Genomic DNA, 23,723 nt, shown 5'->3' with positions numbered 1-23,723 from the left:
TTAGGCCTTTGCCGCGTCGGGCCGCTTGCTGCCGTTCCCGGATATCATATTCTTGGCGGCGAGCGCCGCGCCGCCGGTGATCAGCAGACAGGCGGCGAGGATGTTGGTCGTCGCCTCCGCCGCGCCGGCGCCGATCAGGATCAGCGTGGAAAGGAGCGGAGCGGCATAGCTGGCGGCGCCCAGCACCTGAATGTTGCCGCGCTTGACCCCGTAGTCCCAGGCAAAGAAGGCGGCCCCCACCGGCAAAAGGCCAAGCCCTGCAATCGCCAGCCACTCACCGGGCGAGGCCGGCCAGACGGTTTCCTCCAGCAATATATGGCAAAGGGCCGAAAGGATCGCGGTGCCGGCGCAATACCAGGTCACCATGCTGGTCGGCACGGCCTGGAACCTGCGGGAAAGCAGGGAATAGCTGGACCAGAACAACGCGCAGGCCCCGGCGGCGGCGTAGCCGAGGGCATAGCGGCTCTCGAAGGTGAAGCCGCCGCCCTTGGTGATGATGAGGAAGGTGCCGGCAAGGCCTAGAAACGCGCCGGCAACGTGGTGCCAGCCCAGGCGCTCGCCCGGCATCAGGGCCGAGCCGAGGACGATCAGAAGCGGCCATAGATAGGCGATCAGGCTGGCCTCGACGGCCGGCGCGTTCCTGAGGGCGGTGAAGTAGAAGAAATGATAGCCGAACAGCCCACCGATTCCCACCAGCCAGACCATGGGCGGGACGGGCGCGGCAGGCGCCTGGCTCTTTGTCAGAAGCCGCATGGCGATGCCTATCGCGGTGGCGACGGTGAAGGCGAGGGCAGACAGGAGAAAGGGCGGCACTTTGCCCGACGCGGCCGTGAACAGCGCCAGCAAGGCCCACATCACAACGGCCGAAAAGCCCACCAGCGTCGCGCGCGCCATCTTCCCCACCCTCAGATCGGTTTCGCCCTGATGTGCACCGTTCCGACCTTGGTGGCAATGGTCGCCTGGGCCGGTGAATAAAGATCCCGTCCTTCGACCCGGTTGAACCCGACGAGGATGCGTGCCTTGTCGCGCAGGAACTTTATGGAGGAATGGTTCTTGCGGTAGCCGGCGACGGGAACGAATTTCGCGCGGCAGGTGACGGCCATGTCGCCGAACGCCTCCCTGGCGGAGGCGGGGCTCAGCACGAGGTCGGCGCGTATTTCCCCGTCATAGACCCTCATCGTCCGGTTGCACACGCTCGCGACATCGGCAGCCGGCAGCAGCGCCGCGGAAAGCGGGTCTGCAACGCCGCTCAAATGCTCCTTCTCGACGGGCACCCAATCGTCGCCCCGCTTCTCCGGCGCCGGCTCGTTTTTCGTGCGCTCCACCGTGCCGCCCGAAAAGGTTACGGTCGTGCGCTTGCGTTTGTCGCCGCTTCGGTAGTTCAGCACATAGGTCTGCGGCTGGCTGGAGTTCTGGCCGATCCGTCCGGTGACGGTCACCGCGCCGTCCGTGCGGTCGAACAGGCGGGCGATGCCGGCGCTGGCGAAATTTCCGGAAATGGCAAAGGAACTACCGTTGAAATTCGTTTCGAAAACGGCCCGCCCAATCGGCAGCCCGAACAGGGAGGCGTCATAGCGCACGCGGTAGGAATTCTGCTCCGCGCCGGCGGAGCCGGTTCCCAGCAGCAGGATCGCTCCCAGGGCGAAACTGACGGTCTGTTTCATCTCAGCGGTCTCCGTGCGGTCTCGCCGCCGTTGCCTTGTCCACGTTGATCACCGCAATTCCGGCAATAATTGGGTGCCGCGCGGCATTCCACCCAGCCGCCCGCGCTTGACCTTCCGGCCTTTTACCTCTAATGGAACGGCGAATTTCCACGAGGCCGCCAAATTTACCGCGCGCCAACCTTCGGGTGCGGCAGACTGGTATGGTCCGAAAGATAAGGTAGAAAATATGTCCCGCGCTTGTGAACTGACCGGCAAGGCCGTGATGAGCGGCAACAATGTGAGCCACGCCAACAACCGCACCCGTCGGCGTTTCCTTCCCAATCTATGCAACGTCACGCTGATGTCCGAGGCGCTCGGCCAGAATTACCGCCTGCGCGTTTCGGCGAATGCGCTGCGCACGGTTGAGCACCGCGGCGGCCTCGATGCTTTCCTGTTGAAAGCCAAGTCGAACGAGTTGTCCCAGCGCGCGCGCCTTCTCAAGAAGCAGATCGCCAAGAAGCTCTCCGAGCAGACAGCGGCCTGAACGATCCGATCGAGGGCGGGATCCTGATCCCGCCCGCTGGTTCCATTACCCAGGATAAAAAAATGACGCGCATTTATGCAGTCTGGCCGTTTGTGGCCACCATGACGGCCATCGTCGCCGCCTCCAACTTCCTCGTGCAGTTTCCGTTTCAGCATCTGGGCCTGGGCGAAATCCTCACCTGGGGCGCTTTCACTTATCCCGCCGCGTTCCTCGTCACCGATCTGAGCAACCGCCGTTTCGGGCCGGAAGCGGCGCGGCGCGTCGTGCTGGTCGGCTTCGTGCTGGCTGTGCTTCTGTCCGTGTGGCTTGCGAGCCCGCGCATCGCCATCGCCTCGGGCACGGCCTTTCTGGTCGCGCAATTGCTGGACATCGCCGTGTTCGATCGGCTGCGCCATGGCGTCTGGTGGCGCGCGCCGCTGGTCTCCTCGCTGGTCGGCTCGGCGGTGGACACAGCTCTTTTTTTCTCGCTCGCCTTCGCCGCCCGGTTTTCCTTTCTCGATACGGGGTTGGGACTGCAGGACGGGTCCCTTGCCTTCGCCGTGCCGCTGCTGGGGTTTGGCGCGGAAGTGCCGTTGTGGGTGTCGCTGGCGCTGGGCGATCTCGGCGTAAAGCTGCTCGTGGGGCTGGCGATGCTCGTGCCCTATGGTGTGCTGATCACCGTGCTGCGGCCGGCGGAAGCCTGATCCTAGAGCGCCGCGCGTCCATTTGGGACGCACGGCGCGCTAGCACTTTGAATCCACGCATCGTGCTTTTCGAAAATCGGGATCGTGACCAAGGACGGTTCCTGCGGCCCTTCGGTGGCCTGTCCGGCTCTATTTATCGCCGCGCAGGATCGCCTTTACTCGCGGCTGGATTAGCGCCATGCCACCGGCAATCAGGCTCTGGATTTCCGTTTGTTGGGCTTGAGCCAGTTCAGGCATTTTCCTCATAACCGCACGACCTTCCGGCGTTGCGTAAAAAGCCGCCAGCGCCTCGATCTCCTTCAGCGTGAACAGGTCGGCCATTGTCTCGTCCTGCGACCGCAGCAGATTCTCCAAGGCATCCGCAAAGGTCTGCTGGTAAAGCGAATCCAGAGCGGCAATCTGCTCGTCATCCAATGGGGTTCCTCTGCTTTCAGATTGGTCAGCAATAGGCTTCCACATCACTCGAACCAGAGCAGGGACATCCATCTCTTCGAGGGATACCAAAATGTATTCCTGCGCTGCGGCCAGTCTTTCCTCGCGGGATTCCGCAAGCGATGGATTCGAGAAAGTCACGGATGCCAGAATAAGTACTAACGATACACTCTTCATATTATATCCGATAACAATTTTCAGAACAGCAAATTCAATATTCGATCATTCTACTCATCCAGTAAGCGAAACTCAAGATAGAGATTGCGCTGCAGTATCGAGTGGTTGTCGTCGGACATCAGCGACACCATCGTCGCGCCGTCCTGTCGCTGCCACACATCCAAGGCTTCCATATTGTCTATCTGGTAGGCCATGTCGGCTTCGAGCAGCACCGGGCCGTCGGCTATGGACCCAGGCGCTATGCTTCCGGCCTCGATGCGGCGCAGCCGCATGGCCACGCCGGCGGCCATGGAGAAGCGGCGTTCCAGTAAAAGCAGGTCGCCATCGGGGAGGAAGGCGCCGTCGGTGATGTCGAAGTCATCCGAACGCACCACCGTGAAGACACCTTTCCGGGGCCCGTCCAGAACGGCGGCGAAAATATTGCCGGCCTTATCGATGCTGTGTTCGGTGACGGCGACCAGCGCGCCTGCCAGCGGGCCGTCTTCCGGCGCGAAGGCGAGGGTCTCGAAACCCCGGTTGGAGCGCAGCTCATGGGGCGGAACCAGGAAGTCGCGCTCGCCCAGCAGAGGGCCTGGTTCCGCCTTTTCCTCGAGTGCGAAGACGGCAACCCGGTGCACCCGCTCGAAGCCGACCGTCGCCTGGGATCCGCGCACGGCCAGCGCCTCAGCATCGGTGGTCCATTTATGGCCGGTGCGTCCGTCCGGATCGCGCATCGGGACCATGGTGAAATCGGCGATGGCGGCGGGGCGGCCTTGCTTGTCATGTTCCAGGCTGCCTGAGAACCAGAAGCCGGTGTCGGCCACGCCGATCAACCGCGTTCCCGCATCAAGGAAGCGGACGGAGGATAGCGCGCCGAAACTGCGGTTGGAGGCAGTCATTTCCAGCCCGCCTGTGAATTCGAGCGGTCCGAAGCGGGTCTGGCTGGAGCCGATGCGAAAATTGGAAATGGGGCGTGCCGCGATCTCCAGCCTCTCGCCCGCGCCTTGCTGGGCCCGGATCGGGGAGAGCGCGAGGAGAAGAGCGAAGGCCAGCCAGCCTGACAGGCGCAAGGCGCGCCGGAACGCGATTCTATCCCGCACGGCGGGTCCGCCGCGGCCTGCCGGGGCGCTGCGCTTCGTCTTCAAAGAGCGAGGCAAGCTGTTCGGTCATGGCTCCGGCCAATTCCTCGGCGTCCACAATGGTGACGGCGCGGCGGTAGTAGCGCGTGACGTCATGGCCGATGCCGATGGCTAAGAGCTCGACCGGCGAGCGCGTCTCTATCAGCTCGATGATCCCGCGCAGGTGGCGCTCCAGATAGTTGCCGGGATTGACCGAAAGGGTGGAATCATCGACCGGCGCGCCGTCCGAGATCATCATCAGGATCTTGCGCTGCTCCGGCCGGGCCATCAGGCGCTGATGTGCCCACAGGAGCGCCTCGCCGTCGATATTCTCCTTGAGCAGCCCTTCCCGCATCATCAGGCCGAGATTGCGGCGGGCGCGGCGCCATGGGGCGTCGGCGGATTTGTAGATGATGTGGCGCAGATCGTTGAGCCGGCCGGGCGTTGCCGGCTTTCCCTCCTTCAGCCATTTCTCGCGCGCCTGCCCCCCTTTCCAGGCGCGGGTGGTGAAGCCGAGGATTTCCACGCGCACACCGCAACGCTCCAGCGTGCGGGCGAGGATATCGGCACAGGTGGCGGCGACGGAAATCGGCCGGCCGCGCATGGAGCCCGAATTGTCGATCAGCAGCGTGACGACGGTGTCGCGGAAATTGGTGTCTCGCTCCTGCTTGAAGGAAAGCGGTTGCATGGGGTCGATGACAAGACGCACGAGGCGGGCCGTGTCAAGCACGCCTTCCTCGAGATCGAAATCCCAAGAGCGGTTCTGCTGGGCCATGAGGCGGCGCTGGAGCCGGTTTGCCAGGCGCCCGACGACACCCTGCAGATTGGCGAGCTGCTTGTCCAGGAAGGCGCGCAGGCGGTCGAGTTCTTCCTCGTCGCAAAGCTCCTCCGCGCCCACCATCTCGTCGAATTCGGTGGTGAAGACGCGATAGTCGATCTCGTTGGCGGCTTGGTCGAAGGCGCTCTCGGGGCGCCTGGCCTCGCCAGGCGTCTCGTTGTCGAGGTCGTCGTCCATGACGTCCTCGGCGGTAGTCTCGGCGGCGTCGCTTTCGCCGGCTTCGTTGTCATCGCTTGCGGCATCGGACTCCTCGGCCTGGGACCTTTCCCCCTCCGAATCGTCCTCGCCGCCTTCCTCGGAGGATTCCTCGCCCTGCGGCTGATCGCTGTCGTCCTCGTTTTGCTCGGTCTGGTCGTCTTCCTCCAGCTCTTCGCCCATCTCCATGGCGCCGAGAAGATCGCGGACGGCGCGGGCGAAGGCATCTTGGTTGTCGATATTGGGCAGCAGCGCCTCAAGGTCGCCGCCGGCCTTATCCTCCACCCAGTCGCGCCAGACATCGACCAGCCGTTCGCCGCTCCTGGGGGCCTTGCGGCCGGTCAGCTTCTCACGCACCAGAAGCGCGACGGCCTCCTCCAGCGGGGCGTCGGCGCGGTCGGTCACCTCGGCCAGGTTCGCGCGGGCGTATTTGTCCTCCAGCATGGCTGCCAGATTGTCCGACACGCCCTGCATGGTGCGTGCGCCGATGGCTTCCACGCGGGCTTGCTCGACAGCGTCATAGATGGCGCGGGCCTGCTGGCCCTGGGGGGCGAGGCGGCTGTGGAGGCGAACGTCGTGGCAGGCTCGGCGCAACGCCATGGAATCGCCCAGACCGCGCGTGATCTGGAGGCTCTCGGAGGTCGGCTTCCTGGGAACCTCGGGCAGGCGCGCGCGGTTGCCGGAAAGGGCGGGCTTGTCCTTGGTGAACGAGACCTCCAGGTCGTGGTCGCCAGCTATGGCGCGCACGCAAGTCGACAGGGCGCGCTTGAAGGCGTCCGTATCGGTGACCGTGTTTGGTCGGTTGCGTGTGTTGTCGCCGGGGCCTGGCATTCAAGTTTTCCTGCAAGTTTCCTGTCTAGCGCGATCTTCCGTCAAACTGCCGGGGCTCGATTGCGTAGAGATCGACGCCCTCCAGACAACGAATATTCACCGCCGCCATTTTCGTGCCGTCCGGCATTGTGCCGCGCGCAAACGATTCAATGCCGCAGGTCTGGCAAAAGAGATGCGCAATGGTCTTGGTGTTGAAGCGGTATTCGGTAACGTCTTCACCGCCTCGTTCGAGAACGAAGTTCTCAGCCGGAGTGAAGGCGAGGATGCTGCCCCGTTTCGAGCAGTACGAGCAATTGCAGGTGATGGGGCTGGAAAGGTCGATCTCAACGCTGAAGCCCACCTTACCGCAATGACAGCCGCCTTGATATGCCATTCCACCTTCCTCCTGTTAGGCACTGCTCAGCGCTTATTGCTGAGTATTGCCTCTAGCTCAGCACCACATTGGCGGCCGATTCGGGCAATTCCTCGCCGAAAGCACGCTGATAGAACTCCGCCACGATGGCGCGCTCCAACTCGTCGCACTTGTTGAGGAAGGTCAGCCGGAAGGCGAAGCCGACATCGCCGAAGATCTCGGCGTTCTCGGCCCACATGATCACCGTGCGCGGGCTCATGACGGTGGAAAGGTCGCCATTCATGAAGGCCGAACGCGTCATATCGGCCACGCGCACCATGCGGCCGACAATCTCGCGGCCCTTCTCGTTCTGGTAATGCTTGGCCTTGGCCTGCACGATGGCGACCTCGTCATCATGTGGCAGGTAATTGAGCGTCGTGACGATGGACCAGCGGTCCATCTGCGCCTGATTGATCTGCTGAGTGCCGTGATAAAGGCCGGTCGTATCGCCCAGCCCCACCGTGTTGGCGGTGGAGAAGAGGCGGAAGGCAGGATGCGGACGGATGACGCGGCTCTGGTCGAGCAGCGTCAGGCGGCCCGAGGATTCCAGCACGCGCTGGATGACGAACATCACGTCGGGACGGCCGGCATCGTATTCGTCGAACACGAGGGCAACGTTGTGCTGATAGGCCCAGGGCAGGATACCGTCGCGAAACTCGGTGACCTGCATGCCTTCCTTGACGACGATCGCGTCCTTGCCGACGAGATCTATGCGGGAGACATGGCTGTCGAGATTGATGCGCACGCAGGGCCAGTTCAACCGGGCCGCCACCTGCTCGATATGGGTGGACTTGCCCGTGCCGTGATAGCCCGAGACCATGACGCGGCGGTTATAGGCAAAGCCCGCCAGGATCGCCATCGTGGTCTGCTTGTCGAAGAGATAGTCGGGATCGATATCGGGCACATGCGGATCCGCCGCAGAATAAGCCGGCACGACCATGTCGGATTCGAAGCCGAACGTATCCTTCACCGAGACGGTGGTATCGGGAAGATTGGCGATATCGCGGTCTATCTTGTTCATCATACCTCCAGCGCAGGGCGCTCTCGCCCGTGCCGCTAATCAACGATTGAAGCGTTTCCGCCTCACAATGGGCGTGCGACCCAGCGCCCGGAAAGGCGCAGCTAACCTTCGAAAAACGGCCAAAGGTCCAGATCGTTCACGCGCAGGGGACGGAGCTAGCAGAAACCTGCCTGCTTTAACAGACGGTAGGCCTGCAGCACGTCGCGAAAACGCGCTTCCGATCCCCTGTCGCCACCATTGGCGTCCGGGTGATGGCGCTTCACCAGGGCTTTATAGCGCGCCTTTATGTCCGCGCCAGTCGCTTCCGCGCTCAGGCCCAAGGTTTCAAGCGCCTTGGCCTCAAGCGGGCGAAGGCGCTTCTTCACGGGTTCGCGGGCCCGTGCCGCGTCCCCGCCGAACAGATTGAACGGATCGCCCATGCGCTTGTGGTAGGCGGCATGGCCGGAGCGGAAAGGCGCGAAATCGCCCGAAGCGCGCGCCTGGCCCGTGGACCCGACTTTCCAGGTGGGCCGGTGGCCGGTCAGCGCCTCCTTCTGAAAGCGGGCGATATCGGTGTCCTTGAGGCCGGAGAAGTAGTTGTAGCCCTTGTTGTATTCCCGCACGTGCTGGAAACAGAACCGGAAATACTCCCCCTCCTTGTGACGGCCCACCGGCGCACGATGGGTCCCCGCTTCCTCACAGCCGTCCCACTGGCAGCGCGGCGCATGCGCGTCGGCATCCGCAGGCCTTTCGGGGCGGATGCGGATCTTCTCGAAATATTTCGAGTTCAGTTTCATTCCCGGTCCATCAAATGCAAATCAGCTGTGATTATGACGCCTGCTCAAAACGAAACAAGAATTGACATTCTGCGCAGCGTCGACATCGGGCGGCCATACGTCCTTCTGGACGCATAAAGGCGCCCCATCTCCCTGCTCATTTCCGCATTGTGTGGAAGGTCAGGCGATTCCACCTGACTGCAAGATGCTATAGCAAGTGACTATATGAGGGATCGATATCCATATGGTGCGAGGTAACTGATTTGTCCATACATTCCGCAATCGAACAGAAGCTCGCGGCGGCCTTTTCGCCCGAAAGGCTGACCGTCATCAATGAGAGCCATCTTCACGCAGGGCATCACCACACCGAGGGCGGCCGCCAGGAAACGTTCGACGGCAGCGGCGAGACCCACTTCCGCGTGCGCATCGTCAGTCCCGTCTTCGACGGGATGAGCCGCGTCGAGCGGCATCGGGCCGTGAATGCGGCGCTGGCCGACGAACTGAAGGCCGGACTGCATGCGCTCGCCATCGAGCCCGCCGCGCCGGGCGAAAAGACGCGGTGGTGAATTCACTCTACCGGCCTGATGCGCAGGCGGGTGATACGGTTCTTGTCGCGTTTCATGACGATGAAGCGCTTGCCGAAGAAGGTGAAGGCCTGTTTCTCCTCCGGGATGGTCTGGGTCTCGTGGATCACGAGACCGGCTATCGTCGTGGCTTCCTCGTCGGGCAGGTTCCAGTCGAGCGCGCGGTTAAGGTCGCGGATGGGCACGGAGCCTTCGACCACCACCGAGCCGTCGGCCTCCTGCTTGACGCCCTGCACTTCGATATCGTGCTCATCGGAGATGTCGCCGACGATTTCCTCGATGATGTCTTCCAGCGTCACCAGCCCTTCCACCTCGCCATACTCGTCGACGACAATGGCGATATGGGCCTTGCGCCGCAGGAAGGCGTTGAGCTGATCCTGCAGCGTCGTGGTGTCCGGCACGAACCAGGGCTTTGATGCGACCTTCATGATGTCGATGCGGCTCGCGTCGTTGTCGACATCGTTGAGCGCGCGCAGCAGATCCTTTGCGTGAACCACCCCGACGATATTCTCCGTCGAATCGCGCCATACCGGTATACGGGTATAAGGGCTACGCAGGATCTCGCGCACCACGATCTCAGGATCGTCCGCCGCGTTTACCGAACGCATGTTGGTGCGGTGGATCATGACGTCGGAGACTTCCAGCTCGTGCAGGTCGAGCAGGCCACCGACGCGGTCGCGGTCCTGTTTGACCACGCCCCCCTCGCGGTGAAGCACCTCGACGGTGCCGCGCAGCTCCTCATGGGCCGAAAGCATGAAGGTGTCGCTCGAAAGATTGACGCCGAAGATTGCCAGCAGCACGCGCACGAAGGCGTTGGCCGCCGAGGAAAGAAAGCCGAACAGCAGCACCACGAGCCGCGCGAACGGTGCCACGAAGAGCGCGAACTGCTCCGGCTTCGCCAGCGCCCAGGACTTGGGCAGGATTTCGGCGAAGATCACCAGCAACGCAGTCATGACGATCGTTGCATAAAATACACCGGCCTCTCCGAAGAGCGAGAGGAACAGGCTGGTGGCGAGCGCGGAGGCCAGGATATTGACGAGGTTGTTGCCGATCAGCAGCGCGCCCACCAGCCTGTCGCGGCGGCCGATCAGGCGGGCGACGAGCCCGGCGCGCAGGTCGCCGCTGCTTTCAAGCGTATGCAGCCGCGCCCGGGAGACGGCGGTCATGCCGGTCTCGGTTCCCGAAAACAGGAAGGACATGAAGATAAGGAAGCCAATCACGCCGATGGTTATGAGGGTTTCGGCTGTCATGGGGCGAGATTCTCCTCGAGAAACGATAGCACTTGCGAGATGGGGACATCCTTCGCGATGAAAGCCTGGCCGATCCCCCTGGTCAGAATGAAGGTTAGCGCGCCACGCGCAACCTTCTTGTCCTGCGCAATATAGGCCAGCAGGGCTTCGGCGTCAGGCAAGCCGCCCGGTACGTCGGAAAGCCGCGTCGGCAGTCCGACCTCGCGCAAATGCGCCTCCACGCGTTCGGCATCGTCGGGACTTGCAAGATTGAGGCGGGCGGAGAAGCGGTGCGCCAGCGCCATTCCGATCGCCACGCCCTCGCCATGGACGAGGCGGGCGCTGTCGTAGCAGGTAGCGGCCTCGAGCGCGTGGCCGAATGTGTGGCCCAGATTGAGGAGGGCGCGGTCGCCGACCTCGTGCTCGTCGCGCGCGACGACATCGGCCTTGGCGCGGCAGGACCGGGCTATCGCCTCCACGCGGGCCGCGCCGCCGGCGAATATGTCCTTCCAGTTGTTCTCCAGCCAGGCAAAGAACTCCGGCCGGTCGATGAGCCCGTATTTGGCCATTTCGGCATAGCCGGCACGGAACTCGCGGGGAGGGAGGGTGTCGAGCGCCGCCGTATCGGCCAATACCAGCCTCGGCTGGTGAAAGACGCCGACGAGGTTCTTGCCATGGCCGGTGTTGATGCCTGTCTTGCCGCCGACGGAAGAATCCACCTGCGCCAGCAGCGAGGTCGGAGCCTGCACGAAGTTCATGCCCCGCCGCACGATGGCGGCGGCGAAGCCGGCCAGATCGCCGACCACTCCGCCGCCGAGCGCGATCACCGTGTCGCCCCGCTCCAGCCGGGCGGCCAGGATGGCATCCACCGTATCCTGCAGCGTGGCGAAGCTCTTGCTTTTCTCGCCGGGCGCGATGGTGACCACCTCGTGGCCGATGCCTGCCGCCGACAGGGCATCGCGCAGCGTGCGCAGGTGGGCGGCGGCGACATTGGCATCGGTGACGATGGCGGCGCGGGTGCCGGGGATGCGCCTTGCGATCTCCACGCCTGCGGAGCCGAGAATGGCGGGGCCGATGACGATGTCGTACGAGCGGGCGCCAAGGTCGACGGAAACGACGACCGGGGCTTCTGTTTCAGTGCTCATCCGCCGCTCATCCTTCATCCGGGTGTTTCTTGAAATGGTCCACGAGGCCGCTGATCACCTCGGCGGCGATCACCTCCTTCGGTTCGTCCCGGGTGCGCACAACGATGCTGGCCTGTTCATAGACGGGATAGCGCAGGTCCATAAGGCGCTGCATGACGGCGCGCGGGTCTTGCGTGTTGAGCAGCGGCCGGTTCTGGCGCTTTGTGACCCGGTGCATCAGCGTCTCAAGGTCGGCTTTCAGCCAGACCGAGACGCCGCTGCGGGCGATGGCCTTTCGCGTTCGCTCGCTCATGAAGGCGCCGCCGCCGGTGGAGAGCACCTGCGGCCCCTGCTTGAGCAGGCGCGAGAGAACCCGGCGCTCCAGCGAGCGGAATTCGGCCTCGCCATATTTGGAGAAGAGTTCGGGCACGCTCATGCGCGACACGCGCTCGATCTCGTGATCGCTGTCGATGAAGGGAAGGTCCAGCGCCGCGGCCACCTTGCGCCCGATGACAGTCTTGCCCGCGCCCATCAGGCCCACGAACACGATGCTGCGCCGCCCCAGCCTGGCGACCAGGGCGGGAATGTCCTGCGCGGGTGAGTTGTCGATTGCTGTCATTCCCCGAGCCATCGGTTTGGCGTTTGGGGCCGGTTTCGACATGAAAAGCCGCCCCGCGTCAAGCAAATGTCATTGCGGCGAGAATAGGGGGAAGCACGGGCAGCGCGGGCTTGCATTGCGGGAATGGCCCATTCATAACCGAGCAGGGCTTGGAGAATGAAGGACGCTGGATGCCGACGCTGTTTCGATTGCTGACGGTTATCGCCATCCTTGTGGGCCTCGTCTATGGAGCCATGTTCGCCCTTGTCACCTTCGTCGAACCGAAACAGGCGGAAATGAGCGTGCGGGTTCCCCCCGAGCGGCTCAAGCGCTGATGCCAAGCGGCGCACGGATCGAGGCGTTCCTCGAGATGATGGCCGCAGAGCGCGGCGCGAGCGACAACACGCTATCTTCCTATCGCCGCGACTTGGAAGATGCCGACGAACATATGGGCGGCGAATTGGCCACGGCGGATGCGGCCGCTATCCGCGGCTGGCTTTCCGATTTGGCGCGGCGCAGCTACACGGCTTCCACCCAGGCGCGGAAGCTGTCCTCGCTGCGCCAGTTCTTCAAGTTCCTCTATGCCGAGGGGCTTCGGGGCGACGATCCCACCGGCGTGCTCGACAGCCCGAAAAAGGCTAGGCCACTGCCCAAGACGCTGGCGGAGGATGAGGTCGGCCGGCTGCTGCGCCGTGCCGAGGAGGAGGTGGCCGAGGCGGAGCGCGGTTCGCCCGAGCGCTTCACCGCGCAGCGCCTGCACACGCTGCTCGAGGTGCTCTATGCCTCCGGCATGCGCGTCTCCGAACTGGTCAGCCTGCCTGTGCGGGTGGCGCAGCGGGATGAGCGGGTCTTTTCCGTCAAGGGCAAGGGCGGCAAGGAGCGGCTGGTGCCGCTGTCGTCTAAGGCGCGCGAGGCGGTGCGGCTGTGGCTGGCGGAGCGGGCGCTCGACAATGCGGCGGCGGAGAGCCCGTGGCTGTTTCCCGCACGCTCGGAAAGCGGCTTCCTTCCCCGCCAGGTCTTCGCGCGCGAACTGAAGGGCCTTGCCGCCCGGACCGGCATTGCGAGCGCCAAGGTGTCGCCGCATGTGCTGCGCCATGCGTTTGCCAGCCATCTTCTGCAGAATGGAGCCGACCTGCGGGCGGTGCAGCAGCTTCTGGGCCATTCCGACATTTCGACTACGCAGATCTATACGCATGTGCTGGAAAAGAGGCTGCAGGAGCTGGTCCAGAATCACCACCCGCTTGCCGATTAGGCCGATGCCCGCTATGTGAGGCCAGCATTCAGGGCGGCTTGCCCTTCAGAGGGCAGAAGCCGCGACGCAGTCACGTGTTCACAGGCGCTTATGTATAATTATCTGGATTTCGAAAAGCCGGTCGCCGATCTCGAAGGCAAGATCCTCGAGCTCAAGAAGCTCACGGAAAGCGGTGAGGCGGTGGATGTCGGCGACGAGGTTGCCCGGCTCGAGAAGCGCTCAAGGGATGCCCTGCGGGAGATCTACCGCGCGCTGACCCCGTGGCAGAAGGCGCAGGTGGCCCGCCATCCAGACCGGCCGCACTGCATGGACTATGTTCAGGCGCTCTTCACCGACTTCACGCCGCTCGCCGGCGACCGCGCCTTCGGCGAGGATCAGGCGGTGGTGGCAGGTTTCGCCCGCTTCAAGGGCCAGTCGATTGCCGTTGTCGGGCAGGAAAAGGGCAACGATACGCAGAGCCGCCTCAAGCACAATTTCGGCATGGCGCGCCCGGAGGGCTACCGCAAGGCGGTGCGCATCATGAACCTGGCGGACCGCTTTGGCATTCCCGTGATCAGCCTCGTCGACACGGCGGGCGCATATCCGGGCATCGGCGCGGAAGAGCGCGGCCAGTCCGAGGCGATCGCCCGGTCGATCTCGACCTGTCTGGGGCTTAAGGTGCCCAATATCTCGCTCATCATAGGCGAGGGTGGCTCGGGCGGCGCGATAGCGATCGCCACCGCCAATCTGGTCTATATGCTCGAACACTCGATCTATTCGGTCATCTCGCCGGAAGGCGCGGCGTCCATCCTGTGGCACGATTCCATCCGCGCCAAGGATGCGGCGACGAACATGAAGATCACCGCCCAGGACCTGCATCAGCTAAAGGTGATCGACGGGATCGTTGCCGAGCCGCTTGGCGGCGCACATCGTGGGCCACAGGCGGCAATAGAGGCGGCGGGCGAAACGATCGACAAGGGGTTCGCGGACCTGGCCCAGCTCAACACCGACTATCGCGAGCACCGGCGTGAGAAGTTCCTGGCCATCGGCCGCACGCTTTAAGATTACGGACGCTTCGTTGAATCGTAGTCTCCTGCTGGAGCGTCCGCTTTCCGGGTCACGCTTTTCAGATTGGGGGCATACTGCGAGAAAGTGCGGTTTTTCGCCGCATTTGCCACAATCTTGCCTTGCGTTTCCTTTGAATGGGGCGGATGGCCAAACGTGCCTTTCCAATGGTAAGGAATTGTCAAGCTTAACGGGTTTCTAGTACCGGGGGATAATTGCCTGCTCCCGATAGGGAGAGGGGTCGAGGGTAGAGACCGATTTATGAAGAGCCGTATTGCCAGCGCCACAGTGCTTGCAGCCGCCCTGTTTCTGGCAGGGTGCGGCGAGACGCTTGAGGACATCGCTCCGAAGGCGGAACGCCAGTTGCCGGCGCATATCGTCCAGACAATGAAGGCCAAGGGGATGAGCAAGGGCTCTCCCATCATGATGCGCATCTTCAAGGAAGAGGGCGTGCTCGAGGTCTGGAAGCAGAAGCACAATGGCCGCTACGAAAAGGTGACGAGCTACGACATCTGCAAATGGTCGGGCAAGCTGGGCCCCAAATATACCGAGGGCGACCGCCAGGCGCCGGAAGGCTTCTACCGCGTCGGCCCCGCGCAGATGAATCCCAAGTCCAGCTACCATCTTGCTTTCAATATCGGCTTTCCCAACAACTACGACCGGGCCAACGGCCGCAGCGGACAGCACCTGATGGTGCATGGCGCCTGCTCGTCGGCCGGGTGCTATTCGATGACCGACAAGCAGGTTGAGGAAATCTATGCCTTCGCCCGCGATGCGTTCCGCGGCGGACAGCAGGCCTTCCAGGTTCAGGCTTTTCCCTTCCGCATGACGGCGGAAAACATGGCACGTTACGAGGGCGACCCAAACTACGACTACTGGAAGATGTTGAAGGAAGGTTACGACCACTTCGAGATCACCAGGCAGCCGCCGAAGGTGGATGTCTGTGAGCGCCGCTATGTCTTCAATCGCGTTCCCGCCGAAGGCGCGGTCTTCTCGCCCACCGAAATGTGCCCGCCGAGCCGCCAGCCGGAAAGCCTTGTGACAGCTTATCAGAGCTACCAGAAGGAGTTTGCGGTGGCCTTCGCGGAAGCGAAGAAGAAGCGCTCCAAGCCGGAGCGCAAGCCTTCCATCCTTGGCCAAAAGGAAGCGGTGCTCGTCGCCGACTGGAGCAAGCGCCGCGCCCGGGGCGAAAGGGTTTCGGCCGAGCCGCCTTCGCTGGCGCCGGTGGCTGTTGCCGCCGCGGCGCCGCCGCAGTCCACCCCCGTCACCGCCTTTCGCGCTGAAACCGCCTCCGATCCCGCGGTCGGGGCGCAGCAGACGGCCGGCACATCGCAGACGACCGTCTCCGATGCCCGCAGCCAGGTGGGCGCGCCGCAGGTCCAGGCTGAGGCGCTGCCGGTTCCAACGCCCAATCCCAGCCGTTTCGGCGGCTCGGCAGAATCGGCCGCCGAACCGGCTGCCTCCCGCCTCAGCCGCATATGGAACCTGTTCGGCAATTGATGGGCACCGCGACAGAGGCGGATATCTACGACCTCAAGGGGCTGAACTGCCCCCTGCCGGTGTTGAAGGCGCGCAAGCGGCTCGCTTCCATGCAGCCCGGCCAGCACCTGTGGCTGGAGACGACCGATCCGCTGGCGGTCATCGATATTCCCGCATTCTGCACAGAGGCGGGACACCGGCTCGTCGACACGCAAGGGATGGCGGAAGGCTACCGATTCCTCGTCGAGCGCGGCCCGGGGGCCTGATCAGAAGCGGAAGCCGCTTACGGCCAGAGGGTTTTCCTCAAGCGCCGCGCGATCGGGTGTATCGACCGCTACCTGCCCGATGAAGGCTGCAAAGAGGCGCCGGATGTAATCGGCGTCGAGCTGCTTTCCGATGACGACCAGTTGAACGCCCCGCTCTCCGCGCATGGCTTGCGGCCACTGCGCAAGCGGCTCAAGCGGGTGGAGCGCCCGCTGCGCACCCTGCACGACGACCGGTCTTTCGGGGTCTTCGCTCGTTTCGACCAGCCCCTTTATGCGCAGAATTTGACTGCCGAGCTCGGCGCGCAGCAGATCCAAAAAGTTCTCCAGCGCCTTGCGCGGCATCGCGGTGCGGTGCTCCAGCGATATGCTGGTAAACTCGTGGCCGGGGCCGTGGTGATGGTCGTGATGGTGGCCGTGATCGTGGTGATGGACGGCCATGGCCTTGGCGGAAATCTCGGCCGGCCGCACGGGCGCCAGAAGTGCGGCGCTCGCCGGTTCGCGCGCTTCGGTTATCGGTGCCAGCGGGTTCGACGCGCGCAGATGCCGCAGAAGGCTTGTCCGTTCGCCATCGTCGGCCAGATCGGACTTGGTGACGAGCAGCCGGTCCGCCACGGCGACCTGGGAGCGGGCCTCCTCGTGGTCTTCGAGCGTTTGCAATCCGTTGAGGGCGTCGATAAGCGTCAGCACCGCATCCAGCCGGTAGGCGCGGATGAGGTCGTCATGCGTCGCCAGCGCCTGGAGGACCGGGACGGGATCGGCAAGGCCGGTCGTCTCGATGATCACGCGCTTCAGCTTCCGCCCCGCGTCCGCCAGGTCCAGCAAGGTGTCGACCAGCGCGCCGCGAACGGTGCAGCACAGGCATCCGTCGGCAAGTTCTATCATGCCGTCGGTCGGCTGCTCCACCAGCAGGTGGTCGAGCGAGATCTCGCCGAACTCGTTGACGATGACGGCCGTATCGGTGACCGACGGATCCTTCAGCAGGCGGTTGAGCAGAGTGGTCTTGCCGGCACCAAGGAAGCCGGTGACCAGGACGACGCCCGTGCGGGTGTCTTCTGCGGCTGCGGCCGGCATCACCCGTCGCCCGCCGAAACGGCCTGCTGACGCGGCGGATAGTCCGGGCGTGGCGTGGGGATCGGCACATTGGCATAGCGCGGGGCGGTGGATTCGGGCCCGGTGGCGCCGCCAAGCCCCACGGCGACCGCGTGCGGCTCGCGCTCCATCGGCTTGATGAGGTCCGACGTCATGATAAGGCGGCCTTCGTCGTCGCGCTGCTCGTTGCGCTTGGCCACCGCCTCGGGCGAGCAGACCTGCGGGCGCAGATCGGTTGGGGTATTGCGCTGCGGGTTTGTCGGCTTGAGGCTGGCCAGCGTCGGCGCAGCAAGGCCGGACTGGCGGAAACCCTTGTCAAGCAGGCTGGCGGCGATCTCCGCACGCTCGACCTGCGAAAAAGCGCCGAGGACGATGGCGGCCAGCGTGCGTCCGTTTCGTGTGGCGGTGGCGACGAGGTTGAAGCCGGAGGCGCAAATATAGCCCGTCTTCATGCCGTCGGCGCCGGGAAAGCGGCCCACGAGCATATTGTAGTTGGGCAGGGTCTTGTCGCCCGCGCTGAGCGCTTCGATCGAGTAATAGCCGGCATAGGCCGCGAACTCGGTGCGCAGCGCCCGCACCAGAAGGGCAAGATCGCGGGCCGTGGAATATTGCTGCGGCGAGTGCAGCCCGTGGGCGTTGACGAAACGGGTATCGGTCATGCCCAGGCGCCGCGCCTCGGCGTTCATGCGGCCGACAAAGGCGTTTTCCGACCCGCCAACGCTCTCGGCCACGGCGGTTGCGATGTCGTTGGCCGACTTCACCATCAATATCTTGATGGCGTTGTCCAGGGTCAGGACCGAGCCTGGTGGATAGCCCATCTTGCTCGGCGGTTCCTGGGAAGCGTTCTTGGAGACGCGGACCGGCGAATCCAATTGCATCTCGCCCGCCTGCACCGCCCGAAAGGCGACATAGGCCGTCATCAGCTTTGTAATGGAGGCCGGATACCAGCGCCGGAACGCGTCCTCCTCGGATAGCACCTTGCCGCTCTTCACGTCGAACAGGATATGCGGACCGGCAAATGCCGGCAGTGCGGTGATCGTTAGCGCGAGCGCCAGGATCGCCGTCAGTATCTTGCAGCTCAGCCAAATCCGCATAGCGAAATCCGTATTCCCCGTGTTGCCTGCCGTATCGATATTGGCAATGATGGCATCAAAGGTTCTGCCCGTGCGAGGCAGGCCTTTTCCGTCCGCACCATCCTCGTTGTTGCCGTTGCGATACTTAGCGCATATGACGCCAGCATGGCAAAGTGCAACGATCGCGGGTGCGATCCAGCCGGCAACAACAGGAAGCTCCGAATGCCCATCGTGAACCGTGCAGCAGAATTTCATGACGAAATCACGGCTTGGCGCCGCCAACTGCACAGCAATCCCGAATTATTGTTCGATGTTTTCGAGACGGCGGCATTCGTCGAGGAAAAGCTGAAGGCGTTCGGTTGCGAGGAGGTGGTTTCGGGGCTCGGACGCACCGGCGTGGTGGGCCTCATCAAGGGCGTACGCGGCCCGGGCCCCACCATCGGCTTGCGCGCCGATATGGATGCGCTGCCCATGAAGGAGGAAACGGGCAAGCCCTATGCTTCCCGGGTCGACGGGAAAATGCACGCATGCGGTCATGACGGGCACACGGCCATGCTGCTCGGCGCGGCCAGATATCTTGCCGAAGAGCGCAATTTTGCCGGTTCGGTCGCGGTCATATTCCAGCCGGCGGAAGAGGGCGGCGGCGGCGGCAACGAGATGGTCAAGGACGGCATGATGGAGCGCTTCGGCATAGAGCGCGTGTTCGGCATGCACAATATGCCGGGGCTCGACGTCGGCAAATTTGCCATCAGACCGGGCCCGATCATGGCGTCGACCGCGGAATTCTGCATCACCGTTCGGGGCAAGGGCGGGCATGCGGCCATGCCGCATCAGGCGAAGGATCCGGTCGTGGCCGCCTGCCATCTGGTTTCGACACTGCAGACGATCGCTTCGCGCGCCGCCGACCCGCTGGAATCCCTTGTCGTCTCCGTGACGATGATCCGGGGCGGCGATACCCACAACATCATTCCCGATGCCGTCGAACTCATGGGCACCGTGCGCACGCTGAAGCGCGAGCTAAGCGTTCTGGCCGAGGAGCGCATGCGCGCCATCTGCCGGGGCGTGGCCGATGCGCACGGCCTCACCATCGACTTCGACTATGATCCCAATTACCCGGTGACCCACAACCATGCCGCCGAGACCGTGCTGGCGGGCGACGTGGCGGCGGAAGTGGCGGGCGCCGCCAATGTCGAGCGCAACGTCGCGCCGATGATGGGCGGCGAGGACTTTTCCTACATGCTGGAGGCCCGCCCGGGCGCGTTCATCTTTGTCGGCAACGGCAGCAGCGCCTTTCTCCACAATTCCAGCTACGACTTCAACGACGAGGTGATCCCGCACGGGGTAAGCTATTGGATACGCCTCGCGGAAACCGCACTCGCACCCAAATAAGGCACCGGCTCCAGGTCAGGGGCACTACAGAGGCAATAGACGTCTTGGCGAAGCCTTTTCGACACGGTATGACGCAATCGGATGGTCCCGTAGCTCAGCAGGATAGAGCATCAGATTCCTAATCTGAGGGTCGCAGGTTCGAATCCTGCCGGGATCACCATTTTCTTCATTGTACGACCCGGACACATGGTGCGCTCCGGGGTAATCGAGTTAGGCAGGCAGTCACAAGGGCGTGGCGAGCGCAGGTAGCGCTCGGCCGGGCAGGCCATGGCGAGGCCTGGTGCGGGCGCTCGGTGTCATGCTGATCGTTGAGCGATCGCGCAAGCGATTGCCAGTGCGTCCCTTGGTTCGCGCACCAGTTCCTGCAGATCGGTGGAATCGGCTTCCAGAAACCCACCCGCTGCAGAGGAGGAAATCGACATCAGCATCGGCGGCTGGAAAGACAATAGCGGCAGGATCGACAGCCTCGCACGCTCGACCTCAAAAGGGACCGGTTCGTAGGGCACGCCGAGGCGCTGCGCAAGTTCGGGCACCGAAAAGGCAGAGGGGCCGGCCAGTTCGTAGCAGCGCCCTGCATGCGCTGCGGGCGCCGTCAGTACGGCAAGCGCCGCTTCTGCGAGGTCGGCACGGGCGACGGCGGAAATCCGCCCCTGCCCAAAGGGCGTCTTGATCCGTCCGTCACGCGGTGCGGCCAGAGCACCGATCAGTTCGGCATAGAGACCGTTGCGGAGTATGGTCCACTCCATGCCGCTTGCCCGGATTTCGCGCTCGGTCCAGCGGTGGGCAAGGGCGAAACCGAGGTGATCGCTGGCGCGGCTGAGGCTCGTGTAGACGATGTGCCCGACGCCCTGCGCGCGGGCTGCGGTGAGGACGGCTCCATGTCGGCGCACGACGACATCATCTTCAGCATAGCCGGCCGAGGTGAGGAACAGGGTCTCGATCCCGGTGAAATCGAGCGTTTCCGGCCGGTCAAAATCCATCTGCCGGTCAGCGTCTGTCGAGCGGCTTGCGGTGAGCATAGCGAGGCCGGCTTGCCGTGCCCCGGCAATGATTTGCGATGCGAGTTGGCCCGAGGCCCCGGTAATCAAGATCATGGAACTTCCTTTGGCGTATTGTTGCCGGTAACGTAGGGACATCTCAACCTCGGCAAAAGAAGGCACAATCTTGTCTGAAACGCACATGAATGTTCGGGCTATCACTCCACTCACTCCCTGCGGCGCTTCTGACCACGAGGATTGCGGGTTACGGCTGATCCTCGACCGTCTGGGCGAGCAGTGGACTGTCATGGCGCTGGCCGAACTCTCCGCCGGTCCGCGCCGCTATCGGGAACTGGAAAGGGCGCTGGAGGGCATTTCGCAACGCATGATGACCCTGACCTTGCGCCGGTTGGAGCGCGATGGCCACGTCCTACGCCATGTCGCACCGACAGTGCCGCCCAGCGTGACCTATGAACTCTCGCACCTTGGTCGCTCCTTCGCCGCTCAGGTGGCTGGCTTGGTGACCTGGAGCCGCCGGAACAAGTCTGCCATCGAGACGGCGCAAGCCAAATTTGATCTGCGATCGGAGACGTGATCCGAGCGTTCGCGGGTGTCGCGGCAACAGCGGCAATGCTCGCAGACCGTTGTTCAGATCGGGTGGCGAAGGACCCGTTATCCATTCTTTGCGACGCTGCGCGCAGGGGCAATTCTGCCGTGGCAAAAAGGGCGAAATAACCGAGAGTTCCCGGATCTGACTTGTCGAATTTCAACGAACCAGGAAGAGCCAAGGGCAGGTGCGTGTCACGCGACAAGTCCGTTCGGGAGAAATGAACTACACCGAGGCAGGCCGGATTTCCCTCACCTCCTGCCAATTTGCATAGCTGCCATGCATTTATGAATGCGCTCCAAGCCATTGGCCCCTTTTTGTTTTCTGCGGAAATGGGCTAAATCGCGTTCTCATTGTCCCCTGATTTACGGTCCTGACATCATGTCTTCGCGTTGCGTTCCCTGCGCGCCCATCGCCCTGTCCGTGGGTAAAGGGGCCGTTTGTGCCCGTTGCGGGCAAGTTTCGTTCCACGGCGCCGTTCCGCCTTAGACGGCAGGCGGTGAACGAGGCGGAACCATCGGCGGTTCGCATCTGCCTTGACGGATCATCTTCTGTGACAGGGCGTTGTGGAATTTGACGTTCTCCGCCCCAACCTTTTCCAACTCTTGGCATTAGTGGGTGTGGCGTTTCGGAGGACTTCTCCGGGGCGCGACTGCGCATTCCGCGCCAACAATCACGACAACAGGGATTTCATGCATCGACGTTCATTTCTCATGTCTGGGGCAAGCGCGCTGGCCTGCATGCCCGCCTTCCTGGTCCCATCGGCACGCGCGCAGGACGGTCGGGCAGAACCCGCTGCGGAAGCGGGGTCGTTCTCCTTCGACGGGCTAAGCGCGGCGATGAAGGAGCGGGCCAGCCAGCCTTATGAGGAGCCTTCGGCGACGCTGCCCGATGCGCTTGCGGAACTGACCTACGATCAGCATCGCGCCATTCGCTTCAAGCCGGATCTGGCCGAATGGCGGGACGAGGCGGCCTTCGAACTTCAGGCGTTTCATCCGGGCTGGCTGTTCAAACAGCCGGTGAAGCTGAATGTCGTGGAGGCGGGAAAGGCACTGCCGTTGGACATCGACAGCAACCGTTTCGTGTATGACAAGCCGCTCGACCCGGAAGCCTTCAAAGGGATCGAACTGCCTGGCGTGGCGGGTTTCCGCCTGCATTACCCGCTCAACAACCCCGGCGTGATGGATGAGCTCGTCGCGTTCCTAGGCGCAAGCTATTTCCGTGCTCTCGGCAAGGACAATCTCTACGGGCTCTCCGCACGCGGGCTCGCCGTCAACACCGCCACATCGCAGGGCGAGGAGTTTCCCCGCTTCTACGAGTTCTGGATCGAGAAGCCAGGGCGGACGGCCAGGCAGATCAAGCTCTACGCCGCGCTCGACAGCCAGAGCGTCACCGGCGCTTTCGCCTTCACCATAAGGCCCGGCCAGCCGACGGAAGTGGACGTCACGGCGCGGCTCTATACGCGCGCAGCGATCCAGCGGCTGGGCATCGCGCCGATGACGTCGATGTTTCTCTTCGCTGAGAACAATGACGGCGCCTTCGATGATTATCGGGGCCAGGTGCACGACAGCGACGGTCTGAAGATCATCAGGGCGAGCGGCGAGGAGCTTTGGCGCAATCTCAACAATCCCCGTGAACTCGCTAATTCGTTCTTCGCAGAGGCTAGCCCGAAAGCCTTCGGGCTGTATCAGCGCGACCGGGCATTCGCGCATTACCAGGATGCCGGCGCCGGCTATGAGCGGCGGCCATCGCTGCTTGTGGAGCCGCTGGACGACTGGGGCGACGGCTGGATCAACCTCGTCGAGATACCCACCGAACTCGAGGTCAACGACAATATCGTGGCCTTCTGGGTGCCCGCCGGAGAGGTCGAGGCCGGGCAGGCACTGGAATTCCGGTATCGTCTGAGCTGGGGCTTGCTCGATGAGCCGGGCAAGGAACTCGCCCGCGTCACGGCGCTGCGTACCGGGATGGGTGGCGTCTCCGGGGTCGAGAACGACGAGAACATGCGCAAATTCGTGATCGATTTCGAAGGGGAGTTATTGAGGGACCTTCCCGCGGATGAGGATGTTGAAGCGGCGGTTTCGGTTAACCGGGCGGAGATTGTCCATCAAACGGTATCGCGGGTAGAGGCCAATGGCGCCTGGCGCCTGGTGCTCGACCTGCTTCCCGAGGGCGATGCGCCCGTGGAGTTGAGCGCAAAGCTGAGTTCGGGCGACCGCCTGCTTTCGGAAACCTGGGTATATCAATGGAGAAGAGGCGATGATGGCTGAGTTCGAGAAGGCTCCACGCAGCGCCGGCCTCACGGAAGCGTGCCGGCTGCCCACCGCGCCACTGGCAATGCCCGAGCAGGTCTTGACCCGTCCACGGCGCATCGTGCTGTTCCGGCCCCTGATCAGCTGGCTGGC

25 protein-coding genes and 1 tRNA gene are annotated in these 23,723 nt (G+C 63.4%); 12 read left to right on the top strand and 14 right to left on the bottom strand.

Annotated elements, in window-relative coordinates; all coding sequences use genetic code 11:
* Together NTH_RS08065 and NTH_RS08060 are read right to left on the bottom strand one after the other, a co-directional pair.
* Positions 1-894: a DMT family transporter gene (locus tag NTH_RS08065; RefSeq protein WP_338529534.1), complete on the bottom strand. Its 894-nt coding sequence runs from the start codon at positions 892-894 to the stop codon at positions 1-3.
* An 11-nt stretch (positions 895-905) separates the two neighbouring features.
* Positions 906-1,664: a DUF3108 domain-containing protein gene (locus NTH_RS08060; protein ID WP_338529533.1), complete on the bottom strand. Its 759-nt coding sequence runs from the start codon at positions 1,662-1,664 to the stop codon at positions 906-908.
* 226 nt (positions 1,665-1,890) lie between these two features.
* On the opposite strand from NTH_RS08060, the gene rpmB reads away from it, so the two are divergent.
* Entirely contained in the window at positions 1,891-2,187 is a 297-nt protein-coding gene (rpmB, locus tag NTH_RS08055) for a 50S ribosomal protein L28 (RefSeq protein WP_338531836.1), read from the top strand.
* Between the two features lie 62 nt (positions 2,188-2,249).
* Positions 2,250-2,870, top strand: coding sequence for a VUT family protein (locus NTH_RS08050; RefSeq protein WP_338529532.1), 621 nt, complete (start codon positions 2,250-2,252; stop codon positions 2,868-2,870).
* 129 nt (positions 2,871-2,999) lie between these two features.
* Here NTH_RS08050 and NTH_RS08045 read toward each other — a convergent pair whose 3' ends face one another.
* From NTH_RS08045 to NTH_RS08020, 6 genes are all read right to left on the bottom strand, one after another.
* Positions 3,000-3,479: a DUF2059 domain-containing protein gene (locus tag NTH_RS08045; protein ID WP_338529531.1), complete on the bottom strand. Its 480-nt coding sequence runs from the start codon at positions 3,477-3,479 to the stop codon at positions 3,000-3,002.
* A 50-nt stretch (positions 3,480-3,529) separates the two neighbouring features.
* Positions 3,530-4,558: an esterase-like activity of phytase family protein gene (locus NTH_RS08040; RefSeq protein WP_422392364.1), complete on the bottom strand. Its 1,029-nt coding sequence runs from the start codon at positions 4,556-4,558 to the stop codon at positions 3,530-3,532.
* The gene (cobT, locus tag NTH_RS08035; RefSeq protein ID WP_338529530.1) at positions 4,548-6,440 is read right to left on the bottom strand and encodes a cobaltochelatase subunit CobT; all 1,893 of its coding nucleotides are present in this window, start codon (positions 6,438-6,440) and stop codon (positions 4,548-4,550) included. Before cobT ends, NTH_RS08040 begins: the two co-directional genes overlap by 11 nt.
* A 25-nt stretch (positions 6,441-6,465) precedes the next feature.
* Positions 6,466-6,813, bottom strand: a complete 348-nt coding sequence (locus NTH_RS08030) for a GFA family protein (protein ID WP_338529529.1) — start codon at positions 6,811-6,813, stop codon at positions 6,466-6,468.
* 52 nt (positions 6,814-6,865) lie between these two features.
* Positions 6,866-7,852 carry a cobaltochelatase subunit CobS gene (cobS, locus tag NTH_RS08025; protein ID WP_338529528.1) on the bottom strand — a complete coding sequence of 329 codons (987 nt, stop codon included), beginning with the start codon at positions 7,850-7,852 and terminating at the stop codon, positions 6,866-6,868.
* 155 nt (positions 7,853-8,007) lie between these two features.
* Positions 8,008-8,628 carry a J domain-containing protein gene (locus tag NTH_RS08020; RefSeq protein ID WP_338529527.1) on the bottom strand — a complete coding sequence of 207 codons (621 nt, stop codon included), beginning with the start codon at positions 8,626-8,628 and terminating at the stop codon, positions 8,008-8,010.
* A gap of 242 nt (positions 8,629-8,870) precedes the next feature.
* Between NTH_RS08020 and NTH_RS08015 the strand changes: the two genes are divergently transcribed.
* Positions 8,871-9,173: a BolA family protein gene (locus tag NTH_RS08015; protein WP_338529526.1), complete on the top strand. Its 303-nt coding sequence runs from the start codon at positions 8,871-8,873 to the stop codon at positions 9,171-9,173.
* Positions 9,174-9,175: 2 nt separating this feature from the next.
* Here the strand turns inward: NTH_RS08015 and NTH_RS08010 are convergent, their stop codons facing one another.
* Genes NTH_RS08010 through NTH_RS08000 form a run of 3 tightly spaced genes read right to left on the bottom strand, consistent with a single transcriptional unit; the run spans position 9,176 to position 12,163 of the window.
* Positions 9,176-10,441 carry an HlyC/CorC family transporter gene (locus NTH_RS08010; protein ID WP_338529525.1) on the bottom strand — a complete coding sequence of 422 codons (1,266 nt, stop codon included), beginning with the start codon at positions 10,439-10,441 and terminating at the stop codon, positions 9,176-9,178.
* The gene (gene aroB / locus NTH_RS08005; protein ID WP_338529524.1) at positions 10,438-11,565 is read right to left on the bottom strand and encodes a 3-dehydroquinate synthase; all 1,128 of its coding nucleotides are present in this window, start codon (positions 11,563-11,565) and stop codon (positions 10,438-10,440) included. The genes NTH_RS08010 and aroB overlap by 4 nt, the downstream gene beginning before the upstream one ends.
* Positions 11,566-11,572: 7 nt before the next feature.
* On the bottom strand, positions 11,573-12,163 hold the full coding sequence (locus NTH_RS08000) for a shikimate kinase (RefSeq protein ID WP_338529523.1): 591 nt from the start codon (positions 12,161-12,163) through the stop codon (positions 11,573-11,575).
* 170 nt (positions 12,164-12,333) lie between these two features.
* On the opposite strand from NTH_RS08000, the gene NTH_RS07995 reads away from it, so the two are divergent.
* The 5 genes from NTH_RS07995 to NTH_RS07975 all read left to right on the top strand — a co-directional run bounded on the left by NTH_RS07995 (position 12,334) and on the right by NTH_RS07975 (position 16,183).
* Complete coding sequence (locus NTH_RS07995; protein WP_338529522.1) at positions 12,334-12,477, top strand: histidine kinase; 144 nt, start codon at positions 12,334-12,336, stop codon at positions 12,475-12,477.
* On the top strand, positions 12,477-13,394 hold the full coding sequence (locus NTH_RS07990; RefSeq protein ID WP_338529521.1) for a site-specific tyrosine recombinase XerD: 918 nt from the start codon (positions 12,477-12,479) through the stop codon (positions 13,392-13,394). Before NTH_RS07995 ends, NTH_RS07990 begins: the two co-directional genes overlap by 1 nt.
* 90 nt (positions 13,395-13,484) lie before the next feature.
* Positions 13,485-14,435: an acetyl-CoA carboxylase carboxyltransferase subunit alpha gene (locus NTH_RS07985; RefSeq protein ID WP_338529520.1), complete on the top strand. Its 951-nt coding sequence runs from the start codon at positions 13,485-13,487 to the stop codon at positions 14,433-14,435.
* A 264-nt stretch (positions 14,436-14,699) separates the two neighbouring features.
* The gene (locus tag NTH_RS07980) at positions 14,700-15,938 is read left to right on the top strand and encodes a L,D-transpeptidase family protein (RefSeq protein ID WP_338529519.1); all 1,239 of its coding nucleotides are present in this window, start codon (positions 14,700-14,702) and stop codon (positions 15,936-15,938) included.
* Positions 15,938-16,183, top strand: a complete 246-nt coding sequence (locus NTH_RS07975; RefSeq protein ID WP_338529518.1) for a sulfurtransferase TusA family protein — start codon at positions 15,938-15,940, stop codon at positions 16,181-16,183. The genes NTH_RS07980 and NTH_RS07975 overlap by 1 nt, the downstream gene beginning before the upstream one ends.
* On the opposite strand, the gene NTH_RS07970 is transcribed toward NTH_RS07975, so the two are convergent.
* Entirely contained in the window at positions 16,184-17,254 is a 1,071-nt protein-coding gene (locus NTH_RS07970) for a CobW family GTP-binding protein (RefSeq protein ID WP_338529517.1), read from the bottom strand. It abuts the gene before it with no gap.
* A complete protein-coding gene (locus tag NTH_RS07965; RefSeq protein WP_338529516.1) occupies positions 17,254-18,366 on the bottom strand; it encodes a D-alanyl-D-alanine carboxypeptidase family protein in 1,113 nt (370 codons plus the stop codon). The genes NTH_RS07970 and NTH_RS07965 overlap by 1 nt, the downstream gene beginning before the upstream one ends.
* A gap of 201 nt (positions 18,367-18,567) precedes the next feature.
* On the opposite strand from NTH_RS07965, the gene NTH_RS07960 reads away from it, so the two are divergent.
* Both NTH_RS07960 and NTH_RS07955 read left to right on the top strand, forming a co-directional pair.
* Positions 18,568-19,734, top strand: a complete 1,167-nt coding sequence (locus NTH_RS07960) for a M20 aminoacylase family protein (protein WP_338529515.1) — start codon at positions 18,568-18,570, stop codon at positions 19,732-19,734.
* 83 nt (positions 19,735-19,817) lie between these two features.
* Positions 19,818-19,894: transfer RNA gene (locus NTH_RS07955), tRNA-Arg, on the top strand.
* Between the two features lie 136 nt (positions 19,895-20,030).
* Here NTH_RS07955 and NTH_RS07950 read toward each other — a convergent pair.
* Positions 20,031-20,828, bottom strand: a complete 798-nt coding sequence (locus NTH_RS07950; RefSeq protein WP_338529514.1) for an NAD(P)H-binding protein — start codon at positions 20,826-20,828, stop codon at positions 20,031-20,033.
* 70 nt (positions 20,829-20,898) lie between these two features.
* Here NTH_RS07950 and NTH_RS07945 point away from each other — a divergent pair, with 70 nt between their 5' ends.
* Positions 20,899-21,306 carry a winged helix-turn-helix transcriptional regulator gene (locus NTH_RS07945; protein WP_338529513.1) on the top strand — a complete coding sequence of 136 codons (408 nt, stop codon included), beginning with the start codon at positions 20,899-20,901 and terminating at the stop codon, positions 21,304-21,306.
* 725 nt (positions 21,307-22,031) lie between these two features.
* Positions 22,032-23,588: a glucan biosynthesis protein G gene (locus NTH_RS07940; RefSeq protein WP_338529512.1), complete on the top strand. Its 1,557-nt coding sequence runs from the start codon at positions 22,032-22,034 to the stop codon at positions 23,586-23,588.
* Positions 23,589-23,723 lie beyond the last annotated feature (135 nt).

Source organism: Nitratireductor thuwali (assembly GCF_036621415.1).
Lineage (GTDB): Bacteria > Pseudomonadota > Alphaproteobacteria > Rhizobiales > Rhizobiaceae > Chelativorans > Chelativorans thuwali.
This window is presented reverse-complemented; position numbering and strand designations above follow the sequence as displayed.